Annotated in this window: 12 protein-coding genes and 1 pseudogene; 3 read left to right on the forward strand and 10 right to left on the reverse strand. The window is 67.2% G+C overall.

All coding sequences use genetic code 11. From position 1 onward, the window contains the following. The 8 genes from BRAO375_RS00005 to BRAO375_RS00040 form a co-directional block, all read right to left on the reverse strand. A partial coding sequence (locus tag BRAO375_RS00005; RefSeq protein WP_035638070.1) for a thiamine pyrophosphate-binding protein occupies positions 1–1,175 on the reverse strand: 1,175 nt, incomplete at its 3' end. Positions 1,176–1,641: 466 nt separating this feature from the next. Continuing rightward, positions 1,642–2,640 carry an FAD:protein FMN transferase gene (locus tag BRAO375_RS00010; protein WP_009025389.1) on the reverse strand — a complete coding sequence of 333 codons (999 nt, stop codon included), beginning with the start codon at positions 2,638–2,640 and terminating at the stop codon, positions 1,642–1,644. Between the two features lie 10 nt (positions 2,641–2,650). Next, positions 2,651–3,196 carry a nitrous oxide reductase accessory protein NosL gene (locus BRAO375_RS00015; RefSeq protein ID WP_009025390.1) on the reverse strand — a complete coding sequence of 182 codons (546 nt, stop codon included), beginning with the start codon at positions 3,194–3,196 and terminating at the stop codon, positions 2,651–2,653. Then, the gene (locus BRAO375_RS00020; RefSeq protein ID WP_009025391.1) at positions 3,193–4,023 is read right to left on the reverse strand and encodes a DUF2705 family protein; all 831 of its coding nucleotides are present in this window, start codon (positions 4,021–4,023) and stop codon (positions 3,193–3,195) included. The genes BRAO375_RS00015 and BRAO375_RS00020 overlap by 4 nt, the downstream gene beginning before the upstream one ends. Then, positions 4,020–4,940 carry an ABC transporter ATP-binding protein gene (locus tag BRAO375_RS00025; RefSeq protein ID WP_009025392.1) on the reverse strand — a complete coding sequence of 307 codons (921 nt, stop codon included), beginning with the start codon at positions 4,938–4,940 and terminating at the stop codon, positions 4,020–4,022. Before BRAO375_RS00025 ends, BRAO375_RS00020 begins: the two co-directional genes overlap by 4 nt. Then, on the reverse strand, positions 4,937–6,325 hold the full coding sequence (locus BRAO375_RS00030) for a nitrous oxide reductase family maturation protein NosD (protein ID WP_009025393.1): 1,389 nt from the start codon (positions 6,323–6,325) through the stop codon (positions 4,937–4,939). Before BRAO375_RS00030 ends, BRAO375_RS00025 begins: the two co-directional genes overlap by 4 nt. Before the next feature lie 2 nt (positions 6,326–6,327). Beyond that, positions 6,328–8,247 carry a TAT-dependent nitrous-oxide reductase gene (nosZ, locus tag BRAO375_RS00035; protein ID WP_009025394.1) on the reverse strand — a complete coding sequence of 640 codons (1,920 nt, stop codon included), beginning with the start codon at positions 8,245–8,247 and terminating at the stop codon, positions 6,328–6,330. Positions 8,248–8,257: 10 nt separating this feature from the next. Further along, positions 8,258–10,522, reverse strand: a complete 2,265-nt coding sequence (locus BRAO375_RS00040) for a NosR/NirI family protein (protein ID WP_009025395.1) — start codon at positions 10,520–10,522, stop codon at positions 8,258–8,260. Positions 10,523–10,772: 250 nt separating this feature from the next. Here BRAO375_RS00040 and BRAO375_RS00045 point away from each other — a divergent pair, with 250 nt between their 5' ends. Further along, positions 10,773–11,642, forward strand: coding sequence for a ferritin-like domain-containing protein (locus BRAO375_RS00045; protein WP_009025396.1), 870 nt, complete (start codon positions 10,773–10,775; stop codon positions 11,640–11,642). A 20-nt stretch (positions 11,643–11,662) separates the two neighbouring features. On the opposite strand, the gene BRAO375_RS00050 is transcribed toward BRAO375_RS00045, so the two are convergent. Together BRAO375_RS00050 and BRAO375_RS00055 are read right to left on the reverse strand one after the other, a co-directional pair. Then, the gene (locus BRAO375_RS00050; RefSeq protein ID WP_009025397.1) at positions 11,663–14,821 is read right to left on the reverse strand and encodes an efflux RND transporter permease subunit; all 3,159 of its coding nucleotides are present in this window, start codon (positions 14,819–14,821) and stop codon (positions 11,663–11,665) included. Further along, positions 14,814–15,818, reverse strand: a complete 1,005-nt coding sequence (locus tag BRAO375_RS00055; protein ID WP_009025398.1) for an efflux RND transporter periplasmic adaptor subunit — start codon at positions 15,816–15,818, stop codon at positions 14,814–14,816. The genes BRAO375_RS00050 and BRAO375_RS00055 overlap by 8 nt, the downstream gene beginning before the upstream one ends. Positions 15,819–16,478: 660 nt before the next feature. Between BRAO375_RS00055 and BRAO375_RS00060 the strand changes: the two genes are divergently transcribed. Both BRAO375_RS00060 and BRAO375_RS00065 read left to right on the forward strand, forming a co-directional pair. Then, positions 16,479–21,647, forward strand: coding sequence for a DEAD/DEAH box helicase family protein (locus BRAO375_RS00060; RefSeq protein ID WP_009025399.1), 5,169 nt, complete (start codon positions 16,479–16,481; stop codon positions 21,645–21,647). 32 nt (positions 21,648–21,679) lie between these two features. Continuing rightward, a pseudogene (locus BRAO375_RS00065) lies at positions 21,680–22,437 on the forward strand (formylglycine-generating enzyme family protein); the annotation flags it as partial.

Genomic DNA, 22,437 nt, shown 5'->3' on the forward strand with positions numbered 1-22,437 from the left:
AGGTTGGCGGCCGAGCCGGAATCGGCGGTGATGATCGCGTTGTCCGGCAGCCGCGGCGACAGCTCCCAGAACACGCGCTGCGGGTTGAGCGGATCGGCGGAATCCATCGCGCGCCGCTCCAACTTCTTCCACCAGTCGCGGACGCCGTCCTCGATGCCGCTGCGCCAGCTGTCCTTCTGCTTCTGCTCCAGCAGCGGCAGCAATGCGCGCAATGTCGCCGCGCTGTCGCCGACGAGATTGACCTCCATCGGATAGCGCAGGCTGAGCCTTGTGCCGTCGATATCGATCTGCACGCCGCGCGCGTCGCCGGGCTTCGGCAGGAACTCGCTGTAGGGGAACGCGGAGCCGACCATCAGGAAGGTGTCGCACGACTTCATCATGTCCCAGCTCGGCTCGGTGCCGAGCAGGCCGATCGAGCCGGTCACGAACGGTAGATCGTCGGGCAGCGCGGCCTTGCCGAGCAGCGCTTTCGCAACGCCGGCCTGCAGCCGCTCGGCTACGGCGATGACGTCATCGGTCGCGCCGAGCGCGCCGGCGCCGATGAGCATCGCGACCTTGCGGCCGCTGTTCAGCACCTCGGCCGCCGCGCGCAGCTGAGCGCTGTCCGGAACCTGCGCTGGCCCCGCATAGCCGAGGCCAGTGTGGGTGGTCCCATGCGTAAGCGGCGGATCCTCATAGTCCATCTCCTGCAGGTCCTTTGGCAGGATGATGCAGGTCACCGCGCGCCTGGTATGCGCGATGCGGACGGCGCGATCGACGAGATGGCGGACCTGCTCCGGCACGGTCGCCTGTTCCACATACTCGGCGACATCCTTGAACAGCGTCTTGAGATCGACCTCCTGCTGATAGCTGGCGCCGATCGAGGCCCGCGCGGCCTGGCCGACCAGTGCGACCACGGGGACGTGATCCATCTTCGCATCATAGAGCCCGTTCAACAGGTGGATCGCACCCGGCCCGGATGTCGCGTAGCAGAGCCCGACTTGTCCGGTGAACTTGGCATGCGCCGAGGCCATGAACGCGGCCATCTCCTCGTGCCGCACCTGGACGTAGCTCATGGTCTCCTGTGCCTTGTCGAGCGCCGCGTCCAGTCCGCCGACACCGTCGCCGGGATATCCATAGACGCGGTGGAGACCCCATTCGGACAAGCGGTGCCAAACGAATTCGCTGACGTTCATGGACGTGATCCTCGATCGGACATGGCGGGAGAGCGGCGTTGCTGCTGTCGATCAAACGTGCCGTGACGGCAAACGTTGCCAGTTTAACGAGAATTCATGTTCGAGATCGAACTAACAAGCACGCGGCGTGAGCCACGGGTTCCAATCTCGAAGGCCAGGGGAGCCAAAATGTGCGCCGCACGCGCCGCTTTGTCCCGCCACGAAGACGCGACGGCGCGAAATCTGAGCCAGTGCTTCGAAGCCCCACATTGATCTGAAGATGCAGACCCCGCCGTCATCGCCGCGAAAGCGGACGATCCAGTACGCCGTGACATCTCGGTTCAGTCACGTCTGCCGCGGAGTACTGATGCTCCGTCTCCGCGGAGCATGACACCGGTCGAGACGGTGAGACCTCAACCAGAACAGCCGCTGATTTCAAGGAGAACGCCCCGGCGGCAGCGCAGTCAAATTTGCGCGATGGATGCGCTCAGGCGACGAGGTCCACCGCCGCTCCGATCGCGTCGATCAGGTGAACGCGTTCGATCCCTGAGCGCGGCAGCACGGCGTGGATCTCGGATGGCGACATCAGGCTGAAGGCGGTAGACAACGCGTCCGCCGTGGTGGCGTTCTGCGCGACCGTCGTGACGCTGCGGTAGCGCTGCGCGCAGCCGCCGCTGTGCGGATCGAACAGATGGTTGAAGCGCCCTTGCGGATCGAAGCGGAGGCCGTAGGCGCCCGACGTCGATACGGCGCGGTCAACGATCGGAAGCATCGCCGCAATGCGTCCCGTGTGCTCGGGATCCTCGATCGCGATCTCCCACGGCTGTCCGTCCGGACGTGGCCCGATCGCGCGCGCTTCACCCATATCGACGAGGCTCTGCTGTACGCCCTGGCTTCGCAGGAGATCGACGATCTTGTCGGTGACATAGCCTTGCGCGATGCCGTTCAGGGTGAGGGTCGTGCCACGGGGCATGACGATGCGATCGCGGCTGATCGAAAGCTTGCCGTAGCCGACGCGCGCCAGTACCTCGCGCACGTTCGTCGGCGGCGGGCCGCTGGGGTCGGCATCGGGACGAGAAAAGTGATCGGCGTACAGCGTCCAGAGTGGCTGGACAGTTGGATCGAACCGGCCGTCGGTCAGCTCCGCGTAGCGTTGCGAAAGCGAGAGGATGTCAACCAGCTCCGGCGCGGGGTCGAGCAGCACGCCGGCGCGATTCAACGCGACCAAGGCCGAGTCCGTCAGGTACAGGCTGAATAGCCGTTCCAGCCGGCGCGCTTCGGTGATCGACAGCGCGATCAGTCGCTCCGCCTCGCGCCGGTCGGGATGGTGCAGCTTGATGGTCGCGACGGCGCCGAGCAAGGTGCCGCGCCATTCGACCAGCCCGGGGTCGGCCTTCGCGCGCGGCGTACCGAGCGGAGCGATCGACAGCCCGGCAACCGCAGCGCTGATCTGGATAAAGCGTCGGCGCGAGAGGTGATGGGTCATGACGGGCACCTCAATTCGTTTTCCCAGCGTCCGGCTCGGTCGCGCTGGCGCTGTCCTCCGCCGAGCTCAGCACGTAGTCGCGCGGCACCTCGCTGAAGCTGACGACGCGGCCGCCATGCTCGGCGGCAAAGCGCTCGGCGGCTGATCGCTCCGAGAACGGCACCGCTTCGTCGCTGCCCATGCCGCTCTTGAGCCGGCTGCCGATCACGAACAGCGCCCTGCGGGCCTCGATCCAGTTGTCGGGGCCGGGATTGTCCCAGCTCGCGGCCTTGCCCATGTCGGAGACGTAGATCGCCTGGATGTCCTTCGGCTCATCGGGCAGCATCGTGAAGGCGATGGCGTCGCGCGCGGAGGAGAACCACACCGGCTCGATCAGGCTGGCGGCAAAGATCTGTCCTTTGGGGCCGGAATGTTCGAGCAGGTTCATGCCGCAGTAATGTCCGATCGCCTGCTGGGTGAGCTTGATCGGCGGCGGCGGGGTGGCGGCCTGCTTGTCGTTGCAGCCGGCAAGCGCGAAAGCGGTGACGAGCGCGCAGGCAAGAGCGAGGCGTTTCATAGCTCCCTCCGGGAGAAGGCCAGCGTGGCGCCGGCGAGGGGGATCACGGTCCACAGCACGAGCGCCGTCAGCAGCGCCTGCACCGACAGCGTGCTCGAGGCGGCGAGCCCGGCCATGCCGGAGAACAGGCTGACATTGGCGAAGCCGGTGAGGTTGAACAGCCGGTAGGCATCGGCCGGGTTGAGCAGCAGCAGCGCGCTCAGCACGCCGCCGGAGATGTTGCGGCCCTGGTCCAGCACGAGGAGGCCGAGCAGCGCCATGTCGTAGATCAGCACCAGCAGCAGCCACAGGCCGATGCAGAGCCCCGCGGCGGTGCCGCGGTCGCGCACGACGGCGCTGACGAGATAGCCGATCGCGACAAAGACAGCGCCGAGCAGCACGGACGAGCCGATCATCGCGGCGAAGGCGGCGAGTCCCTCAGCGTCGAAGCTGCTGCCGGTGATCAGCAGCGCCACGGCGGCGGCGCCATAGCCGAGACAGGTGGCGAAGGCGAGCACCGCGAGATGGCCGAGGAATTTGCCGAGCAGCACCTGCCAGCGTGCCACGGGGTAGCTCAGCAGCAGCAGCATGGTGCCGCGCTCCATGTCACCGACGACGGCGTCATGCGCGATCAGGAGCGCGATCAGCGGGATCAGGAAGATCGTCAGGCTCGACAGGCTGACGATGACGACATCGAGCGCACGGGCGCCGACGGTGCCGGTCGGCGCGCTGCCTAAAAAGGTGAGCGACAGCGCGAGACCCGCGAGCAGCAGGGTCGCGGCGAGCACCCAGCGATTGCGGATCGCCTGCTGAATCTCCTTGGCGGCAATGGTGATCAGACTGGTCATTGCGGGCGCTCCGCGTGGCGCAGGAAATGCGCGTAGAGCTCGTCGAGGTTGGGAGGAATGAGCTCGAGATCCTGTACGCTGTTGCCGTCGGCGGTCGCGCGGCGGAGCAAATCGATCTTCTCGTCCGGCGCGGCGTCGATCTCGACGATGTGGCCGTTGATCCGGCGATAGGACGTGGTGGCCGGAAGCCAGGCCGGGGCGCCCGACGGCGGCAGGTCGGCAACCTTGATCCGGATCCGCGTTGGCAGCCGCGCGAGGCGGCGCAACTCGTCGAGCGTGCCGTCGGCGACCTTGAGGCCGCGGTTCATGATGATGACGCGGCCGGCGCGCTCCTCCAGCTCGGTCAGCGCGTGCGAGGACAACAGCACCGTGGTGCCATCGGCCGCGAGTCTCTGGATGACCTCATAGAAGGTCTGGCGCAGCTCCGGGTCGAGACCGGTGGTCGGTTCGTCGAGTAGCAGCACGCGCGGCCGGCCGATCAGCGCCTGCGCCAGGCCGAGGCGCTGGCGCATGCCTTTCGAATAGGTGTTGACGCGGCGCTTGGCGGCTTCGCCAAGGCCGACGACGTCGAGCAGTGCCAGCGCATGCTTCACCGGCTCACCCTTGAGCCGCGCACAGAACGCCTGCGTCTCGCGGCCGGTGAGCGCGGCGTCGAAGGCGACGTTCTCCGGCAGATAGCCGAGCTGGCGCCGCGCGGAGAACTCGCCGGCGCCGGGATTCTCGCCGAGCACGGCGATCGTGCCGCGGGTCGGTCGGATCAGGCCGAGCATCATCTTCATCAGCGTGGTCTTGCCGGCGCCGTTGTGGCCGATCAGCGCCACCATCTCGCCTTCAGCGAGATCGAACGACACGCCCTTCACGGCCTCGACCTTGCCGTAGTGCTTCACGACATCGGCGATGTGAACGGTCGCGCTCATGGTGTGGTGCTCCCAGCAGCGGTGCGGTGCACGGGCGGCGACATCAGCGGATGGCTGTCGACGACGCCGCCGGGCAGCAGGGCCGGGAATTGCGCCTGCGCCCAGCGGATCACCTGCACGGCCGGGCTGTTGATCAGCACCTTGGCGGCGGGCGCTGTCCACAACACGCGGTCGATCAGGTCGTTCGGCCGATAGGCCGTATCCGCGACGCCGTCGCCATTGAGGTCGAAGCCGGGATTGTCGCTCCAGTAGTTGCCGCGGCCGTTCTTCGACCAGTCGAGATGGCGGGTGCCGACATATTTGATCTGGCTGGCATTGTTGACGAAGGCATTGCCCCTGATGTCGTTGCCCTCGGAGCCGGCGGTGAAGTGCACGCCGATCTCGCAGCCCTCGAACCAGTTGTCGGTGATGCGGTTGTTGTTGGTGTTGTAGACGAACACGCATTTCTCCGGACCCGGGCGAAGGCCGCCGGCCGGCGCGGCCGCACGCGCCTCGGTCTGCGGCACGCCTTCGTCGGCGCCGCGATTCTCGGCGGTGGCCCAGCGCTCGGCCGGCTGTAGCCCGCCGATGACGCTGTTGCCGGAGATCTGCGAGCCGTTGGTGGCGTTGAACAGCATGCCGCGATCGCGGTCGTGGTCGGACACGTTGTCCTTCACCACGAGGTTCTTGGAGAACATCATCGCGTAACCGATGATGTTGCGGGTCGAGACGTTGCCGGTGATCTCGCCGTCATTGGCGTACATGTAGTGGACCGCGAAGCGCAGGTCGCTGAAGCGATTGCGGCTGAAGACATTGTTGCGGCTGGTGATGGCGAACACGCCGTCGCGGCCGTAGCGGATGTCGTTGTCGATCACCTTGGCGCCCGGCGCGTTCCACACCGACACGCCATTGCCGGTGCTGCCGGGATGCGTCGCGCGCAGGCCGATAATGCTGTTGTGCCGTACCAGTGTGTTGGCCGCGCCATGCAGGTAGACGCCGAACAGATTGCCGTCGATGTGATTGTTCTCGATCAGTGTGTCGTGCGCGGCCTGCTCGACGAACACGCCGGAATCCATCTGCTCCAGCGAGGGACCGGAGCCGCGGATGGTCAGGCCACGAATCACGGTGCCTGGCGCCGTCACGGTGATGACGCTGCCCTGGCCGTCGGCCGTGATGGTCGTCCCCGGCGAGCCGGTCAGGGTGATGCTGTGCGTGACGCGCAGGGGCCCGTGATAGGTCCCATCGGACAGCGAGATCTCGTCGCCATCGGCGGCACGATCGAGCACGCTTTGCAGGTCATCGGTATCCGCTGTGACCTGCAGCGTCGCTGCGCGAGCATGCAAGTTGAGGCCGGCGGCGATAAGCGCCGCCAGCCCCCATGTCGTGATATGGCGCAGCCGCCGCATCGTCAGGCGTTCCGCGGCGAGACCAGCATGCGGCCGCGCATTTCCATGTGCATGGCGTGGCAGAACCACGTGCAGAAGTACCAGTACACACCGGGCTTGTCGGCGATGAACGTCACCGACGAGGTCTGCTGCGGATCGATCTCCATGTTGACGCCGTAGTTGACGATGCAGAAGCCGTGCACGAGGTCCTCGACGTCATCGATGTTGGTGACATAGACCGTCACCTCGTCGCCCTGCTTGACCTCGAACTTCTCGAGCGCATAGGCAGGCGCGCTGGACCACATGTAGACGCGCACCTTGTTGCCGTCGCGGATCACCTTGCCGTCGCTCTCCAAGGTGACGCCGTCGGCCGCCGCCTGCTTGCGGGCGTCGGCGAAGAACGGATCGTCGCGCTTCCAGATCGAGGTCACGCGGCCCTCGAGCTTGGAGCGGTGGACGATCACGGCGTCATGCGGCTCGGCGAAGCTCGGGCCGTCATGCACCAGCTCCATCTTGTCGCCGGAGATGTCGATCAGCTGATCGTTCTCGGGCTTCAACGGGCCGACGTTGAGGAAGCGGTCCTTAGAGAACTTGTTCAGCGACAGCAGCCATTTGCCGTCGGCCTCGCGGGTCTCGCCCATCGACGAATGGTTATGGCCCGGCTGATACTGGACATCGAGCTTCTGGATGATCGGATTGACCTTCTCGCCCTTGAAGGCGCGCTTGGCGAGGTCGATGCTCCATTTGCAGACCTGGCTGTCGAGGAACAGCGTGGTGTAGGCGTTGCCACGGCCGTCGAAGGCGGTGTGCAACGGCCCAAGTCCGAGCTCCGGTTCCGCGACGACGATGTCGCGCGGCTTGATCTTGTCGTCGAACAGGCCGTCGATCAGGCGGACGTCGATCACGGTCACAGTCGGCGCCAGCTTGCCGTTGGCGACGACATGGATGCCGTCCGGGCACGTATTGAGACCATGCGGGCTGTTGGAGACCGGCACATAGCGGGTGTAGGGCGAGCCCTTGCGGCCGTCGATGACGGGAACGCCGTTCATCTCCTTGAAGTCGCCCTTCTTGACGGCTTCCTCGATGCGCTTGATGTTGAAGATCGTCACCCAGTCCTGCTCGCTCGCCGTCATCTCGGCCAGCGTCACGCCCTTCTCGGAATTGTAGCAGGTCGCAAAGGCGTATTTGCCCTGGTAGTCGCAATCGGTGTTGTCGAGGTTGCCGTCGACGATCACCTGCCAGGCGACCTTCATCGTGTCGCCGTCAACCGCCGAGAAGATCGACCAGTATTTCGACTTGTCGTTGAGCACCTTGCCGTCGTTCGGCAGCGGCACCTCATATTCGCCGTTGCAGAACAGATAGCCGGTGCGCGGGAACTTCTGCGGCCGCATGCCGTGGATGGTGTACTGGTTCGGCAGTTCGATGATCTTGTCGCACTTCATCACGTCGGTGCGGATGCGGGCGAGCCGGGTGTTGGCCTTGTCGTTGATGAAGATGTAGCGGCCGTCATAGGTGCCGTTGGTGAACGACATGTGCGGATGGTGGGTGTCGCCATTCATCCAGATGCCGAGCCTGTCCTTGAGCCGCTCGCGCGTCTCCGGCAGCAGCCCCTCGGTCATGATCTTGCGGCTCTCGTTGGTCTGGCCCCAGCCGGTGGCGCTGCAGCGGTTGAACACCGGAATGCGCATCAGCTCGCGCATCGAGGGCATGCCGACGATGCGCAGCTCGCCGGTCTGGCCCGAGGAGAAGAACACGTAGTATTCGTCGAGCTGCCCCGGCGCCACCTCGGCCTTGTTCTGCCCGGGGCGCGGCTGCGCTGCGGCCGGCGCGGTCTCGAGGCTCTTGCCGAGGCCGATGCTGCCGGCCACGCCGGCGGCGCCGAGCGCGGCCGTGCCGACGATCTGCCGGCGGCTGAGTTTGGTCTGGTCGTCGTCGTGCGCCATCGCGGTCTCCTTATGATGGGCGATTGGGATCGTGGGACTCGGCCGGCGGCGTCAGCGGCTGGCCGGCATGGGTGATGAGCGTCTTCGGGCCGGTCTTTGCGGCGCGCATCGACGGTGACGACATCGCCTCGAACTTCTCGCGCTTCAGCCGCACCTGGATCATGTGCGGGCAGCGGTGGTCGTCGTAATAGAGCTCCTGGCAATGCATGCAGTAGATGCATTCATTGACGTTGATGTGCCCCTCGGGATGGATCGACTGCACCGGACATTCCTTGGCGCAGCGCTGGCAGGGCGAGCCGCATTCCTTCCAGCGGCGCAGCCATTCAAAGGTGCGGATGCGGCCGGGAATCGCGAGCGCGGCGCCGAGCGGGCAGAGATAGCGGCAGAAGAAGCGCTCGATGAACAGGCCGATGCCGAGCAGCGCGACCGCGTAGAGCACGAACGGCCAGCTGCGCGCGAACTTCAGGATGATCGCGGTCTTGAACGGCTCGACCTCGGCGACCTGCTCGGCGAGCGCGACCGAATACAGCGACAGGCCGAACAGGCCGAGGAAAATGATGTATTTGATCGGCCAGAGCCGCTCATGCAGGCCCCAGGGCACGGTGATCTGCGGCACCTTCAGCCATTTCGCCACCGTATTGGTCAGCTCCTGCAGCGCGCCGAACGGACACAGCCAGCCGCAGAACGGGCCGCGACCCCAGAAGAGCAGGCCTGCGGCGGTGGCGGCCCACAGGATGAAGATCAAGGGCGCGGCGAGGAAGAACTCCCAATGGAAGCCGGTCAGCAGCGAATTGGTGAAGGTGACGACGTTGACGACCGAGAGCTGCGCGTTGGCGTACCAGCCGAGCCACACCAGAACGAACAAGAGATAAGCGCGCCGCACCCAGGTGTAGAGCTGCGGACGGCGCACCAGCACGTTCTGGAAGAAGAAGATCCCGGTGAGCACGGCGAGGGCGAAGGCGGTGATGCCGATGTTGACGGTCTGCGTGCGCCAGATGCGCATCCAGAGCGGCTCTTCCGTCTCGTCTGCTGGGGCTGGCGTCGTCGTGGCCGGAGCAGGAGCAGCCGCAGGCGCCTTCGCCGCGGGGGCAGCGGCGCGCGTCTCCCGCTTCAGGTAGGTGTTGGGCAGGATGTAGTTGATGTCGAAGGTGAGGAACGCCTTGTCGCGGTTGCCGGTGGTCCGCTGCACCAGCAATTGCAGTTGCCATGGCTCGGTCGGGTCGAGCGTGAATTCGGGCGGCGTGACGAACAATCCGATCTCGCGCAGGGCAGGGGCGCCTGCGGCCTCCAGGCTGCCGAGCCGCATGTGGTTCTTGTCGCGGAACCGCGTGCTCGCGCCTTCCTGCAGCACCTCGATGCGATCGAAGATGCCGCCGCGGACATAGGCCGAGCCCTTGAACGAATAGGCGCCGTCACCGGCGACGATGATGGCCTGCTGGCCCGGCTGCAGCCGGGCCTTGAGCCGCTGATAGCCGTCATCGCCGAGCAGGCTGCGGCCGATGGTCGGCACGCTGGCCAGCGCGACATAGAGATCGATGAAGGTGTCGTCGGCACTGCCCGGCTCTGGATTCTGCGCGGCCGCTGCATTGCCCGACTTCTCGAACGCATCGTTGACGTCGCCGATGCTCAGATGCAGCCGCCGCACGGAGCCGTCGCCGAGCAGGGTCGACCAGTCGCGGATCTCGCCCTTGTCGGGATCGATCGACTTCACCACGCTCGGCTGGGCGGCCGCTGCAGTTGCCCCGCTCGCGCCGATGCGGCCGCTGCGGATCAGGCGCATCGCGCCGCGCACAATGCTGTCATGCATCACCAGCACGGTGACGGTCGCGCCGGAGACAATGTCGGCCTGCGGCGCGTGCTCCGCGCCTTGCGCGATCGGCGTCATGTCCTTGCCGAGCAGGCCGTTGAGCGCGGCGACGATGCGCGGCTCGGGAATGCCGATCAGCACGATCGGCTCCTTGTGGTCGACCAGCTTCAGCCCGGTGATGACGCCCTTCGGATCGATGCCGACCAGGATATGGATCGGCTTGCCGGAATAGCCGACCGAATTGGCAAAATCGGAGTTGAGATAGACGTAGCCCCTGAGCTGTTCGCCGCGATAGACGGGAGCAATCGGCGGCTCGCCTTGCGGCGCGCCGAACCGATCCGCCTCGGGGAAGACCTCGCCCGGCGTGACCTTCGACAAATAGTTCGCGAGATCGCCGGCAGCATGCGCCGTGCGCGGCGCTGCGATCACGCAGAGCGCGATGATGACTGCCATGATGGCGGCAGCCATGCGTCCTCGATCGGTGGCGACATCACTCGCAACCATTGATCACCTCAAGCGGAACGGGCCGCCCCCGAAGGACGCGTATTCCTATCAGTACTGTGTCTGGGAAGGAGGGATCGTCGCCGTTGGCGACCCCGAAGCAGATCGAGCCAACCTAAATTGACTCCTGATGTTGCCAGATGTCTAGTGGGTCGCAGCCCGACGAACGTTGCGCTGGATCAAACAGACCCGGACAAGCACTTGAGGCCGATCCATCATGCTGTTGTCACGAACGCTCCTGCTCAAATCGGAACCGGCCGGAAACCTGCATTCGCTGAACGAGATGTTCGCCCTCGCGAACGCGATGGAACAGGAGGCGGCTGATCGCTACACCGAGCTTGCCGAGGAGATGCAGCGCCAGGGCCGCGGCGAGTTGGCGCAGGTATTTACCGAGCTGGCCGTGGCCGAGCGCGAGCATGTCGACAGCGTCGTGAAGTGGTCACACGCGCGGACCGGGCACGCGCCGGATGCGTCGCTGGTGCGCTGGCAGGCGCCGGAGACCTTCGATGCCGATGCCGTCGCGGAGATCGAGCGCTCGCGCCTGATGACGCCCTACCGGGCGCTGTCGATAGCGGTGCGCAACGAAGAGCGGGCCTTCGCGTTCTGGTCCTACCTCGCGGCGTATAGCGACAAGGCGGATGTCAGAACAGCATCGGAGGCGATGGCGCGCGAGGAGCTCGGTCACGTTGCGACGCTGCGCAAGCAGCGGCGCCGTGCCTATCATCGAGAGATCGACGCCAAGCGCGCGTCGTCGACGATGATGCCGGGCGAACCTGTCGTAGCAGGTCAGCTCGAACTTCGTCTCGCCGAGCTGCTCGGCGAGATGGCTTCTCGCCGCCAAGGCCCGCAAGCAGATCGCATGCGCGAGCTCGCGCGGGAAGCCGCGGCGATGGCGACCGATGGAGCTGACGTGATCCGCCTGCCTGCTGCGCTCGCGCAGGCCGACGCGCCAGTCATCGCCGAGGCACTCGCGGATGGCTATCTGGATCAGGCGGAGCGCGCGGTGGAGCCGGGCCAGCTCGATCTGTTGCAGCGTCTCGCGGGGCAGGCGATTGCACGGCTGGCCTGGCTGCGCTCGCTCGGCTGAGCGGAGAGCGTCGCCGTCGATCAGGCGATAGCGGCCCCTGTGTCGCGCGCCTTTGATGTATCGGCGACAAAGCGTCCGAAGCGCAGCGCCAGTGTCGGCAGCACCAGCAGGTTCAGCGCCATCGAGGTCAGCAGGCCGCCGAGGATGACGATGGCCATCGGACCCTCGATCTCGCGGCCGGGCTCGCCGGCGCCGAGCGCGAGCGGCAACAGGCCGAGGCCGGTCACCAGCGAGGTCATCAGGATCGGCACCAGGCGGTCGGCGGCGCCGGCGATCGCCGTTTCCAGCCCCCAGCTGCGTCCCTCCTTGCTGACCAGATGCTCGTAGTGCGAGATCATCAGGATCGAGTTGCGCAGCGCGATGCCGAACAGCGTGACGAAGCCGACCATCGAGCCCAGCGACAGCACGCTCCCCGTGAGCGCGACGGCGATGACGCCGCCGACGAAGGCGAACGGCAGGTTGATCAGCACCAGCACCAGGTTGCGCCAATGGCCGGTGACGAGCGACAGCAGCAGTACGATGCCGATCGTCGCCAGCAGCGAGTTCACCAGCAGGTCGCGCCGTGACTTGGCCTGCGCTTCCGCGGCGCCGGTGAACTCGATATGCGCGCCGGGAGGCAGCTTCACCTCCTTGGCAAGCTTGCGCTTGGCCGCGGCGACGAAGGATTCCAGATCGCGCTCGCTGACATTGGCGGTCACGGTCTGCACGCGCTGGCCGTTGCGGTGGAGCACAACGTAGCGTCCGGCGGTGCCATAGACGTCGGCGACCTGCTTCAGCAGAATGTAGGCGCCGCTCGGTGTCCTGATCGGCATGTTGCCGATCTCGGTCGGTCGGGCGCTGGCGTCGGGATCGAGCTTGACGATGACGTTGAAGACGACGTTGCCCTCATAGGCCTGGCCGACGACGTCGCCCTGATAGGCGGTGCGGATCAGCTCCAGCACCTCCACCGCATCGAGGCCCCAGGACTGCAGATCGGTGGGGCGCAGGGTCACGTTGACCTGCGGCATGCCCGGCGGCGATTGCTGCTGGATGTCGATCGCGCCCCAGACTTCGCCGAGCTCGCGCGCGATGTCGTTTGCCGCGCGCTCGAGATCATCGAGGTCGGGACCGAACACGTTGATGACGACGGCGGCGTTGAAGCCGGACAGCGTCTCCTCGATGCGCTCGGTGAGGTACGTCTTGATCGACAGATTGATCCCGGCGAAGTTGGCGAGCGCAGCGCGGATGTGCTGCTCGGCGCGCTCCTGCTCGTCGCCGGACAGGCCGGGCTTCAGATCGACCTCGATCTCGCTGGAATGCGTGCCCGCGGTATCGACGCCGGCCTCGGCGCGGCCGGCATGCTGGGCGACGCTGCGCACCTCCGGCACCTCGCGCAGCGCCGCCGCAATCAGGGTGCCGAGCCGCAGTGATTCATCGAGCGAGGTGCCGGGCAAGGTCGAGACGTGGAGGATCAGATGGCCCTCCTTGAGGTCGGGCAGGAAGGTGCCGCCGAACAACGGTAGCAAGCCGGCGCCGCCGATCGTGATGAGCAGCGCAGCTGTCATCACCAGCTTGGGAAAGCGGCTCAGCCGGCGCAGCAGGCGCTCGTAATGGCGGCGCGACCAGCGTACCAGCGGCGGCTCGTGGCTCGCGCGCGGCTTGCGGCCGGCCAGCAGCATCATCGACAGCGCCGGCGTCACGGTCAGCGCCACGATCAGCGAGGCCACGACGGCGAGGATGTAGGCAATGCCGAGCGGGCCGAACAGCCGGCCGGCGAGCCCCGGCAGCGCCAGGATCGGAATGAACACCAGCAGCACGGCGAAAGTGGCATAGGCCACCGCGCTGCGGACCTCGAGCATGGCGTCGTAGACCACGCGGGCTTCGCTGCGCGGCGACGGCAGGACGCGGTTCTCGCGCAGCCGTCGCACGACGTTCTCGACCCCGATCACCGCATCATCGACCACCTCGCCGATCGCGATCGCCAGGCCGCCGAGCGTCATCGTGTCCAGGCTCTGCCCCATCCATTGCAGCACGAGCACGGCCGAGAACAGCGACAGCGGGATCGCGGTGCAACTGATCACCGAGGTGCGCCAGTCGTAGAGGAACAGGAACAGCACGATGACGACCAGCGCGCCGCCGATCAGCAGCGCGAACAGCACGTTCCTCGTCGCGGAATCGATGAACGACGCCGGACGAAACAGATCGGCGTGCAGCCTCACCTTCTCGCTCTCCAGCGCCGGCCGCAGCTCCTGCAACGCCGCCTCCACTCGCGCGGCGACGTTGCGCGTGTTGGCGCCGTATTGCTGGCTGATCATCATCATCACGCCGGGCTGGCCGTCGATCAGTGCGCCGCCGATCGGCGGCTCCGGTGCGTTGACGACCGTCGCGACATCGCCGAGCACGACGCTGGTGCCTGCCTGATGCAGCAGCACCGTTCGTGCCAGTTGCTCCGGCGTCAGCGACTGGCCTTGCGTCTGCAGGATGACCCGTTGATTGGCGGTATCGACGAAGCCAGCGCCCCGCACCCCGGTCGCCTTGCGTGCCGCCGCCACGACGTCGTTCATGCCGACGCCGAAGCGGACCAGATCGTCCGATCGCACCTGCACCTGCAGGGATCGCACGTCCCGGCCATAGGTCGTGACCTGCGCGACCCCGGGGACGGCGAGCAGCCGCCGGCTCACGGTCCAGTCGGCGATGGTGCGCAGGTCCATCAAAGACCGCTGCTCGGAGGTCAGGCCGATCGCCAGCACCGTGCCGGCCGCCGGCACCAGCGGCGTCATCGATGGCGCCCGGACGCCCTGGGGCAGGCCGTTCGTGACCACGGTGAGCCGCTCCGTCACCAGTTGCCGCGCCCTGAACACGTCGGTGCCGGGCTGGAAGATGACGGAGACGACGGAGAGGCCCTGGATCGATGACGAGCGCATGCTCTCCACGCCGGCAAGACCGTTGATCGAGGTCTCGATCGGCTGAGTGACGAGCACCTCGACCTGCTCAGGACTGAGCCCCGGCGCCTCCGTCTGGATCGACACCTGCGGCGGCGCGAATTCAGGGAACACCGCGTAGTTGGCGCTGCCCAGCGAGAACATGCCGTGAAGGAGGATGGTGCAGGCGAGCGCCAGCATCATGCCGCGAAAGCGGATCGCAAACGAGACCAGCGCGGCCTGCGGCCCCGTCGCGGGCAGGCGAACGCCGTCAATCATCATCGCCGCCGCCGCGCAGCTCGCTCTTCGCCTCCTCCGACAACAGCACCTGTGCGCCACGCAGCACGATCTCGGAGCCGGGTGGGATGTCCTGCACGACATAGTCGTCGTCGGACACCGGCTGGTCGGTGCGGATCGGATGCCGCTTGAACGTCTCCGGGCCGGCGCGCAGATAGACCCAGGCGCGGCCCTGCCATTGCACGATGGCGGTGTCCTCGACGAACACGCCCTCATAGGACTTGCCCGACGGGACGTACGCTGTCGTGTTCATGCCGGGCAGCAGCCCACTGTCGCCGGCCGCGACGAAGTAGTAGCTCACGCCCTGGATGCGCGGGTCGGTCCGTGTCGCCGGCGACAGGTAGCGCAGCTCGATATTGGCGCTCCGGGTCGGCGCCTGCGCCAGTGCCGAGCGCGGCGGCTCGGCCAGGGTCACGCCCGGCGGCAGCGTCACCTGGACCAGCAGCTGCTCGCGTTCGATCAGTTGCACCACCTGAGGCGAGCGTTCGATGATGCCCCGTCCGATCACCGCGCCCCATTCCTGCCGCGCAGTGGCCATCAGGGTCTTCGCCTGCGACTCTGCCGCCGCCAGCGCAGCCTGGTCAGTGCGGAACGTGCCCTCCGCGGCCTCGGCGTCCTTGCGCGGCATCGCCGCGGACTGCACCAGATCGCGGGCGCGCTCGAAGGCCAGCCTGGCGACATCCAGTTTCGCCTGCGCCGTCTGCAGCTGCGCCTGGGCGTTGGCGTAGTTGTTGGTGAGCTCGGTCAGCCTGGCGACATCCAGCACCGTGCCATAGGCGCGAAACTGCTCGGGATGCGATTCCGCCGATAGCACCGCCGTCTGGAGTCCGACCTGCTTCTGCTGCGTTGCGGAAAGCTTGACCGTCGCCGGCTCACGGCCCGCCGTTTCCGCCCGCGCGGGCCCGGTCCAGCACGGACCGCTCAGCAAGAACAGGATTGCACCGCATGCGGCCGCAGCTCTCATCGGATGCCAAACCATGCAGGACCCATCCGATCGGAGAACGTCCGGGCGACGTTGTTGTCATTCAAAAAACAGCTACTTCAGCTTTCCGAGCGTTTCAAGCAGCCGCCCGCTGAGGGCAGTTGCCGCGCTGCGGTGGAGCAATGGGCGGCTGATTGTGGCGCCGGGCTCGCGTGCTCCGGTCGCATCCGCGGCGCGGCCGTGGCTGAACATAGGCTGCAGCCTCGCTGCGCGGTGGAGAGAAGGTGTCCGGTGCACGTCGGCATATTTCTTCTTGAGCGTTAGAAGTATTCTTAGACAGCTTCTACCGTATTTGCACACGGGGCGCTCGCGCCCAGCGGGACGACTCTCGCGCCGATCAAAAAGCCAAGCCGTAGCCGTCGGTTACGAGTGATTTTGATCATCGGGGCCTGCGGGAGTTTTTCCCGATTTCCCGATGGGATCGAGAATCGTCACAATCCTCTACCTGTCGGGTCATTGATGTGACCTACCTTCGCCATACGCCTCCGCAACGAGTCGATTGTTCCATCGACGTTGCAGCGAGGAAAGCTTGTCCAGACTGAACCCACTCTTCGATCGCCCGGCGCGCCGTGATCACGCGCACGGCCATCCGCGTCGGTCAGCCTCCTGCCAAGCCCGAGCCGGAGTTGCGGCCCAGCCGAGAGAGGGATCTGCACGATGAGCCACCCGGTGCACATTCGCCCCAACGAGGCCAAAGCGATCGATCGCGGCACCGCTTCCGTAGCAGCCGATCATGGCAGGCGGCTGCTCGGCTCCCCGGCTACGTCAGGTGTCGCAGCGCCGGAGAGCGAGGCGGCGCTGGAACCCTGGGATGCGCACGCCGGCGAGGCGCTCGACGCTGGCGCGGCCGGCGAGCCGCTGCAGAATGTGCTCGGCAGCCTGACCGAGATCATTCGCTCCGGCCGCCATCCAGCCGCGCGGCAGTCGGATCATCTCGCAATCGACGATCATGGCGTCATGCTCGATCAGGCGGAGTTGGAAAGTCTTCCCGGCATCGTGCTCAACACTTTCGATGTCGACGGGCCGGTGTGGCTCGCTGTGGAGGCGCTCGCCGCGAGCGAGCCGCCGGCGATCGATGCCGATCTCGACATCTGGGTCGAGCTGTCGTCCGATCCGGAGCGGCGCCCATCGCCGCGCGAGAGCATTCAGGTCACCGTCGACGAGATCGAGAAGAACCGCCTCACCTTCGCCCGCCATGCGCGGCCCGAGGATTTCTCGCCGGCCGCGACGCTCGGCGCCTGGACCGGACGGCTGCGCCTCGAGCAGCGGCCCGATCTCATGCAGCGCATCGAGCGCTATGTGATCGGCGTGTGGACGGCGTGGGCCGACACCGAGCGCTTGCGTCGGCGCACCATGGCCATCCATCATTGCCTGCGCGACATGGCTGCGGCGGCGCGTGCCGACCATGCGCTGGAGATCATGTGGGGCATCGCGCTGTCATCGGTGCGGCACGGCGGGCGCGACGTCGAGCTGCCGCTGTTCGAGCGCCCGGTCGAGATCGAGATCATCGAACGGCCGGATGCCGAGATCAGGGTCCGGCCGCGTTTCGCCGGCGCAACCGTCAACATGCGGGCGCTCGACGCGACAGCGCCGGACGTCGCGCTTGCCTTGCGCGACAAACCCGATCGCCTGATCGAGGCGCTCGAGCAGCGCGGTGAGTTGTCACCCTTCGCACCGATCGGCCTCGAGCAGATCATGAGCGCAGCCGGTGTGCAGCCGGCGCGCGGCTCCGACGGCGCGGACGCCGGCGCCATGGAGATTGCCGCCGGCCGCTGGGTGATGTCCGCGCGGCGACGGCCGGAGAGCCTCGCGCTGCGCGACATCGAACGTCTCAAGACGGCGATCGAGCATGCGCCACAGACGGAGTGCTGTCTGTCGACTGCCGTGAGCGCGCTGCTGACGCAGCCCGACGGAAAAGGCCACGGCAATGCGCGCCGGCATCTCTCAGGGATCGTCGGCGGTCCGATCGATATCGCGCCAGAACCGAAGCCTGTGGCTGTCGAGCACGGCGATCTGTTCTTTCCGTTGCCGGCCGCCGTCGAGGACGCCGAGATCGTGCGCGAGCTCTCGCGCGCGGACGGTCTCATCGTTCAAGCGGGCGACCGCGACGATCGGGTCGCCGCCGTGGTGAACGTGGTCTGTCATCAGCTCGCGCTTGGCGGGCGCGTTCTCGTCGTGTCCAGGGACGAGACTGCGCTCGCGCTGCTGCACGACAAGCTGCCGTCGGGCATTCGCGAGCTGACCGTCAGCTCGACCGGCTCCGACAAGAACGTTCTCAGAAACGCCGAGGTCTTGGCGACCCGGCTGCAGTCGATCGTCGAGCCGGCGAGCCCGCGCGATCATGTCGGCCAGATCGGACGGCTCGAGCGCGACATCATTTCGAAGCGGTCGCAGATCGCCTCGCTCAATGATGAGATCGTCGAGATCATCCGGCGCAATCTCAGGCTTTCCGGTCGTCTGCCGGAGCTGCCGTCCGCACTGTTCGACAGACTGGTCGGCGAGCACGAGTCCCACGCCTGGTTCAGCGATCGTCCGAAGCACCTGCTCGATGGTGCAGATCCGATGGTCGCCGCAGTCGACAAGGCTCGCGAAGCCCGGCTGCGTCTCGGCGAGCGCCTCAAGCACATCGACGACGAGTTGCCGGAGGCGGCGGCGCTGCCCGACGCGGCAACGATTCTGCGCCTGCATGAGGAGCTGCGGGAACAGGCGGGGCTCGCCTCGGAATCCAGCCGCGACGAGGATCTGGCGCTCGATGCCATCGCGACCTTCGGGCTCGATGCAATCGGTCGCCTGGCGTCCGATCTCGACGCCCTGGTCGCCGGCCATCGCGCCATCGCCGATGAAGCCTGGCTCGCCAGGCTCTCGCCGCTCGCGGCCGGAAAGAGCGATGCACCGTCGAATGTCGACAAGGTCGTGGCCTGGGCCCGCGACGCCTCCTTCCAGCTGTCGCGCAACGCTGAGTTCGCCAAGCGACCGGTGCAGGCGCCAGTCGAGGCCTTCACCAAGCGGGATGCGATCCGCGTCGTTGAACGGCTGGGGGCGGGTGAGAAGCCGTTCGCGCGCTTCTCACCGTCACGCCGCGGCTTGAAGGCTGCGGTCGACGCGATCACCATCGATGGCACTGCGCCGTCGACGCTGGCCGACTGGCAGTATGTCGGGCGCTTCCTGCTGTGGCGCCATGAACTGCACTCGCTGCGTGCGCGATGGACGTCGCTTGCCAGCAAGATCGACGCGCCGGCGATCCAGCTCGGATCTGCACGGGCGTTCGACGACATCGAGCGGATCGTCAAGGGGGTCGAAGCCGCGATCGTGACGGCTGCGCTCGCCGTACGCAACGTGTCCGACGCCTGCCGCAAGCTGTCGATGTCGGAGAGCGACATCAGCGCGATGCTGGCCGGCGTGCAGCGGCCGACGGCATTCGTTGCAGCCATTCGCAGCGTCATGAAGCGCGTTTCCGGACCGCTGGTCGAGCTCGCCAGGATCGGCGAGCTGTTCGCCGGGGCGGGCGAGCTCGCAGCCTCCGTCCAGGCCGAGGTGCTGTCGCAGGTCGGCGATGCCGAGGCGCAGCCGCAGCAGCTCGAAGCGCGCTGGAGCGGCATTCTCGCCGACATGGAGACCATCCGCGCGGCCAGCGCGGACTATCAGCTGATCAGGACCGCCTGCCGGCTTGCGACCGCCGCAGGCGCGCCGAATCTGGCGCAGCGGCTGCGATCCGAGCCTACGGGAGATGACACCGCGGAGCTCGCGAACTGGCTGACGGCCTGGAACGAGGCCGTGTTGATGCGGATCGAGAGTCCTGACGAGCGGCAGCTGCTGCACGATCTGGCCGGACAGCGCTCCCGCCTGGAGAAGCGCTCGCTGGCGCTGTTCGAGTCCGTGATCAGCGCCCGCATGTCGCTCGGAATCGCGCAGAACGCGAGTGGCGCCGTGAGGCAGTCGCTGAAGCGGTTCAGGGACACGATGCAGAAGATGGCATCGGCATGCGCCGGCCCGACGGCGCGCCGTCTTCGCTTTGCTGCGCGCAAGTCGCTCGAGGGCTGGTTCGAGGAGGTCCCCTGTCACATCATGCCGGCGTGGCGCGTGGCCGAGCTTTTGCCGGCGCGGATCGGCACGTTCGATCTCCTGGTCGTCGACAACGCATCGGGCTTCGATCTGCGCGAACTGACGGCGATGCTGCGCGCTCGCAAGGTTCTGGTCAGCGACGAGGATCGCAATCTGTCGGCCCGGACCGGCGGCAGCCCTCACGCAGCCGGCCGCGGCGAAGCCAAGGCTCCGCGCGGCCTTCCGCCGGCGCTGCGCCCGCTGCTGCGGCCCGACGCCTCGCTGCGCGATTTCGCAGAGATCCTGTTCCCCGATCGCATCCTCGAGCTGCGTGCCCGGCCTGCCGGCGGCGAAGCGGTGTCGGTTGCCGCGCCGGTTCTTGCCGAAACGACCAAGCCGGGTCGGAGCAAGCTGCCTGAGCCGTCGCGGCCGGCACGGACGGCTGCCGCCGCACCGAAGCAGCCAACGTCACGGAGCACGACAAATACGCTCGAGGAGGAGATCGCCACGGTCGCGAAATATCTCTCGATGGCCCGTCGTTCCGGCGCCGGCGCCAGCACGATGGACGCGCGCGATCCGCAACGCCCCGACAACCGTGCAGCCGTGCCGACGAAGGCATCGCCCGAGATTCGCGTTCTGCGCCGGCGTCCGGAGCGTCCACCCGCGGTCGAGGTGGCCGCTGCTCCGATTCTCCCCCCGCCGCTGCCGGAGCTGCCAGCGGTCGTGCAACCTGCCAGCTCGGATCAGTCCGCGCGGCCGAGCATCATCGCCGAAGCGCCGCCGGTCGTCATCGAGAGGCGGGAGCAGAGTTCGCATGCCGCTGCCGAGGACAAGATCGTCCCGGTCGCAGTCCCGGCGCCGCCGGCCAAGGCCGAGCCGGCCGAACCGGCCGAGGTCGTGATGTCCACTGCTCCCTCCGCGCAGGCGGAGGAGACCAAGATCCATCCCTCGCTGGTCGAGATGGCGTTCAAGGCGGCGGAGCCGACAACCGTGCCGCGCCGCCGCTTGCCGAGCCGGCGCGTGATGGCGGTTGCCGCGGCCGGCCTGCTTGCGGTCGTCGGCGCCGCCGTGTCCTGGGAGCGCGCCTCGCAATGGCTGCAGGTACCGTTGAGCGATGCGACCGCGGCGTCGACGCTGCCCAGCGAGCCCGCTCCGCGCAAGGTGAATGCCGAGCGGATCATGCCGGACGGCAAGCCGGTGGTCGCCGCGGCGGCGGATGAGCACGCCACGGTCGGCATGAGCGTGCCGGTCAGCACGCCGGCGCAGGCCTATCTGTATCACGAGGATCCGCAGGACCCGAAGGGCAAGCGCTTCCCCGGCAAGGTCACGTGGTCGCTCGAGCAGAGCAAGGGGCCGCGGGCCGATGCGTCGGCTTCGATCAAGGGGGAGATCGAGATCGAGAACGGCGCCAAGGTCACGCTCTCGCTGCGACGGAACGCCGAGCTGGAGCTGCCGGCCAGCCACGTCATGGAGCTGACGTTCAACTGGGCGGATCCGAGCGTGACCGGGCTGTCGAGCATGCGCGGCATCGGCCTGAAGGGCGAGGAGGCGGAACGCGGCACGGCGCTGGTTACGCAGACCGCCAAGGTGACGCCGAAATACTTCATGGTCGCGCTGTCCGCCAATGAGATCGACACCAAGCGCAATCTGATGCTGCTCAAGGGCAAGCAGTGGTTCGACATCCCGATCGTCTACGAGGGCGGCAGCCGGGCGCTGCTGTCGATCGAAAAGGGAACCGAGGGCGAGCGCGTGTTCAAGGATGCCTTCGCCAGCTGGGGTCAGTAGGCGATTTGGCGGCGTCACCGAGCGAGGACGGCATGAGCGAAAGTTCAGCGTTGCAATGGCTGCGGGCGCCCAGGCTCGCCGAGGACACGCTGCCGATGGAGCAGCGCACGGTCGCCTGCCGGCGCTGCGGCCGTACCGTGGAGGTGTCGCTCAGTCCGATGCGCCCGCCGGGTTTCCTGCGCATCGAGGACCAGGTCGAATGTCCGGAGGTGCAGGAGCGCGGGACAGGCAAGGATCAGGGCGGCCTGCTGCTGATGATGTGCGGCGCGCTCGAGCAGTCGCTCGACGCCGAGTGGGAGACGGCGGAGGCCGAAGCGGCGACCGCGCCCGCGCCGCCGCCGATCGTTGCGCCGACGCCGTCCTACGCTGCGCCGGAGCTCGTGGATGTCTTGCAGGACAGGTGGGACGACGGTCATGCGGATGATCGCGAGGACGCACCGCCGACCGGCTGGCTGCATTCGCTGCGCACGCGATCCGCTGGCCTGCGCAAGGGTTTGGTGCGCGCCTTCGTGGCGGTCTCGATCCTCGGTGTCGTCTTCCTCGGCGGCGTGCTGCTGCCGCTGCGCGAGATCAAGCAGCTGATCCAGTCGCCGCCGACCGGGCTGAGCGGCCTGTCGAGCGCGCAGCGCGAGGCGTTCTCCGCGCCGCCGCCGTCGTCGCCGCGCCGCATCCTGCTGGAGAGTACCGCCGCGCCGCCCGGTTCACGGCCGGGGTCGAGCGTCTTCATTCAGCCGCGCCCGGCGGCGAGCCCCGAGATTGCCCCGGGGCTGCCCGAGCCCTCGGCGGCGCC

The sequence above is a fragment of the Bradyrhizobium sp. ORS 375 genome (assembly GCF_000239775.1).
GTDB lineage: Bacteria > Pseudomonadota > Alphaproteobacteria > Rhizobiales > Xanthobacteraceae > Bradyrhizobium.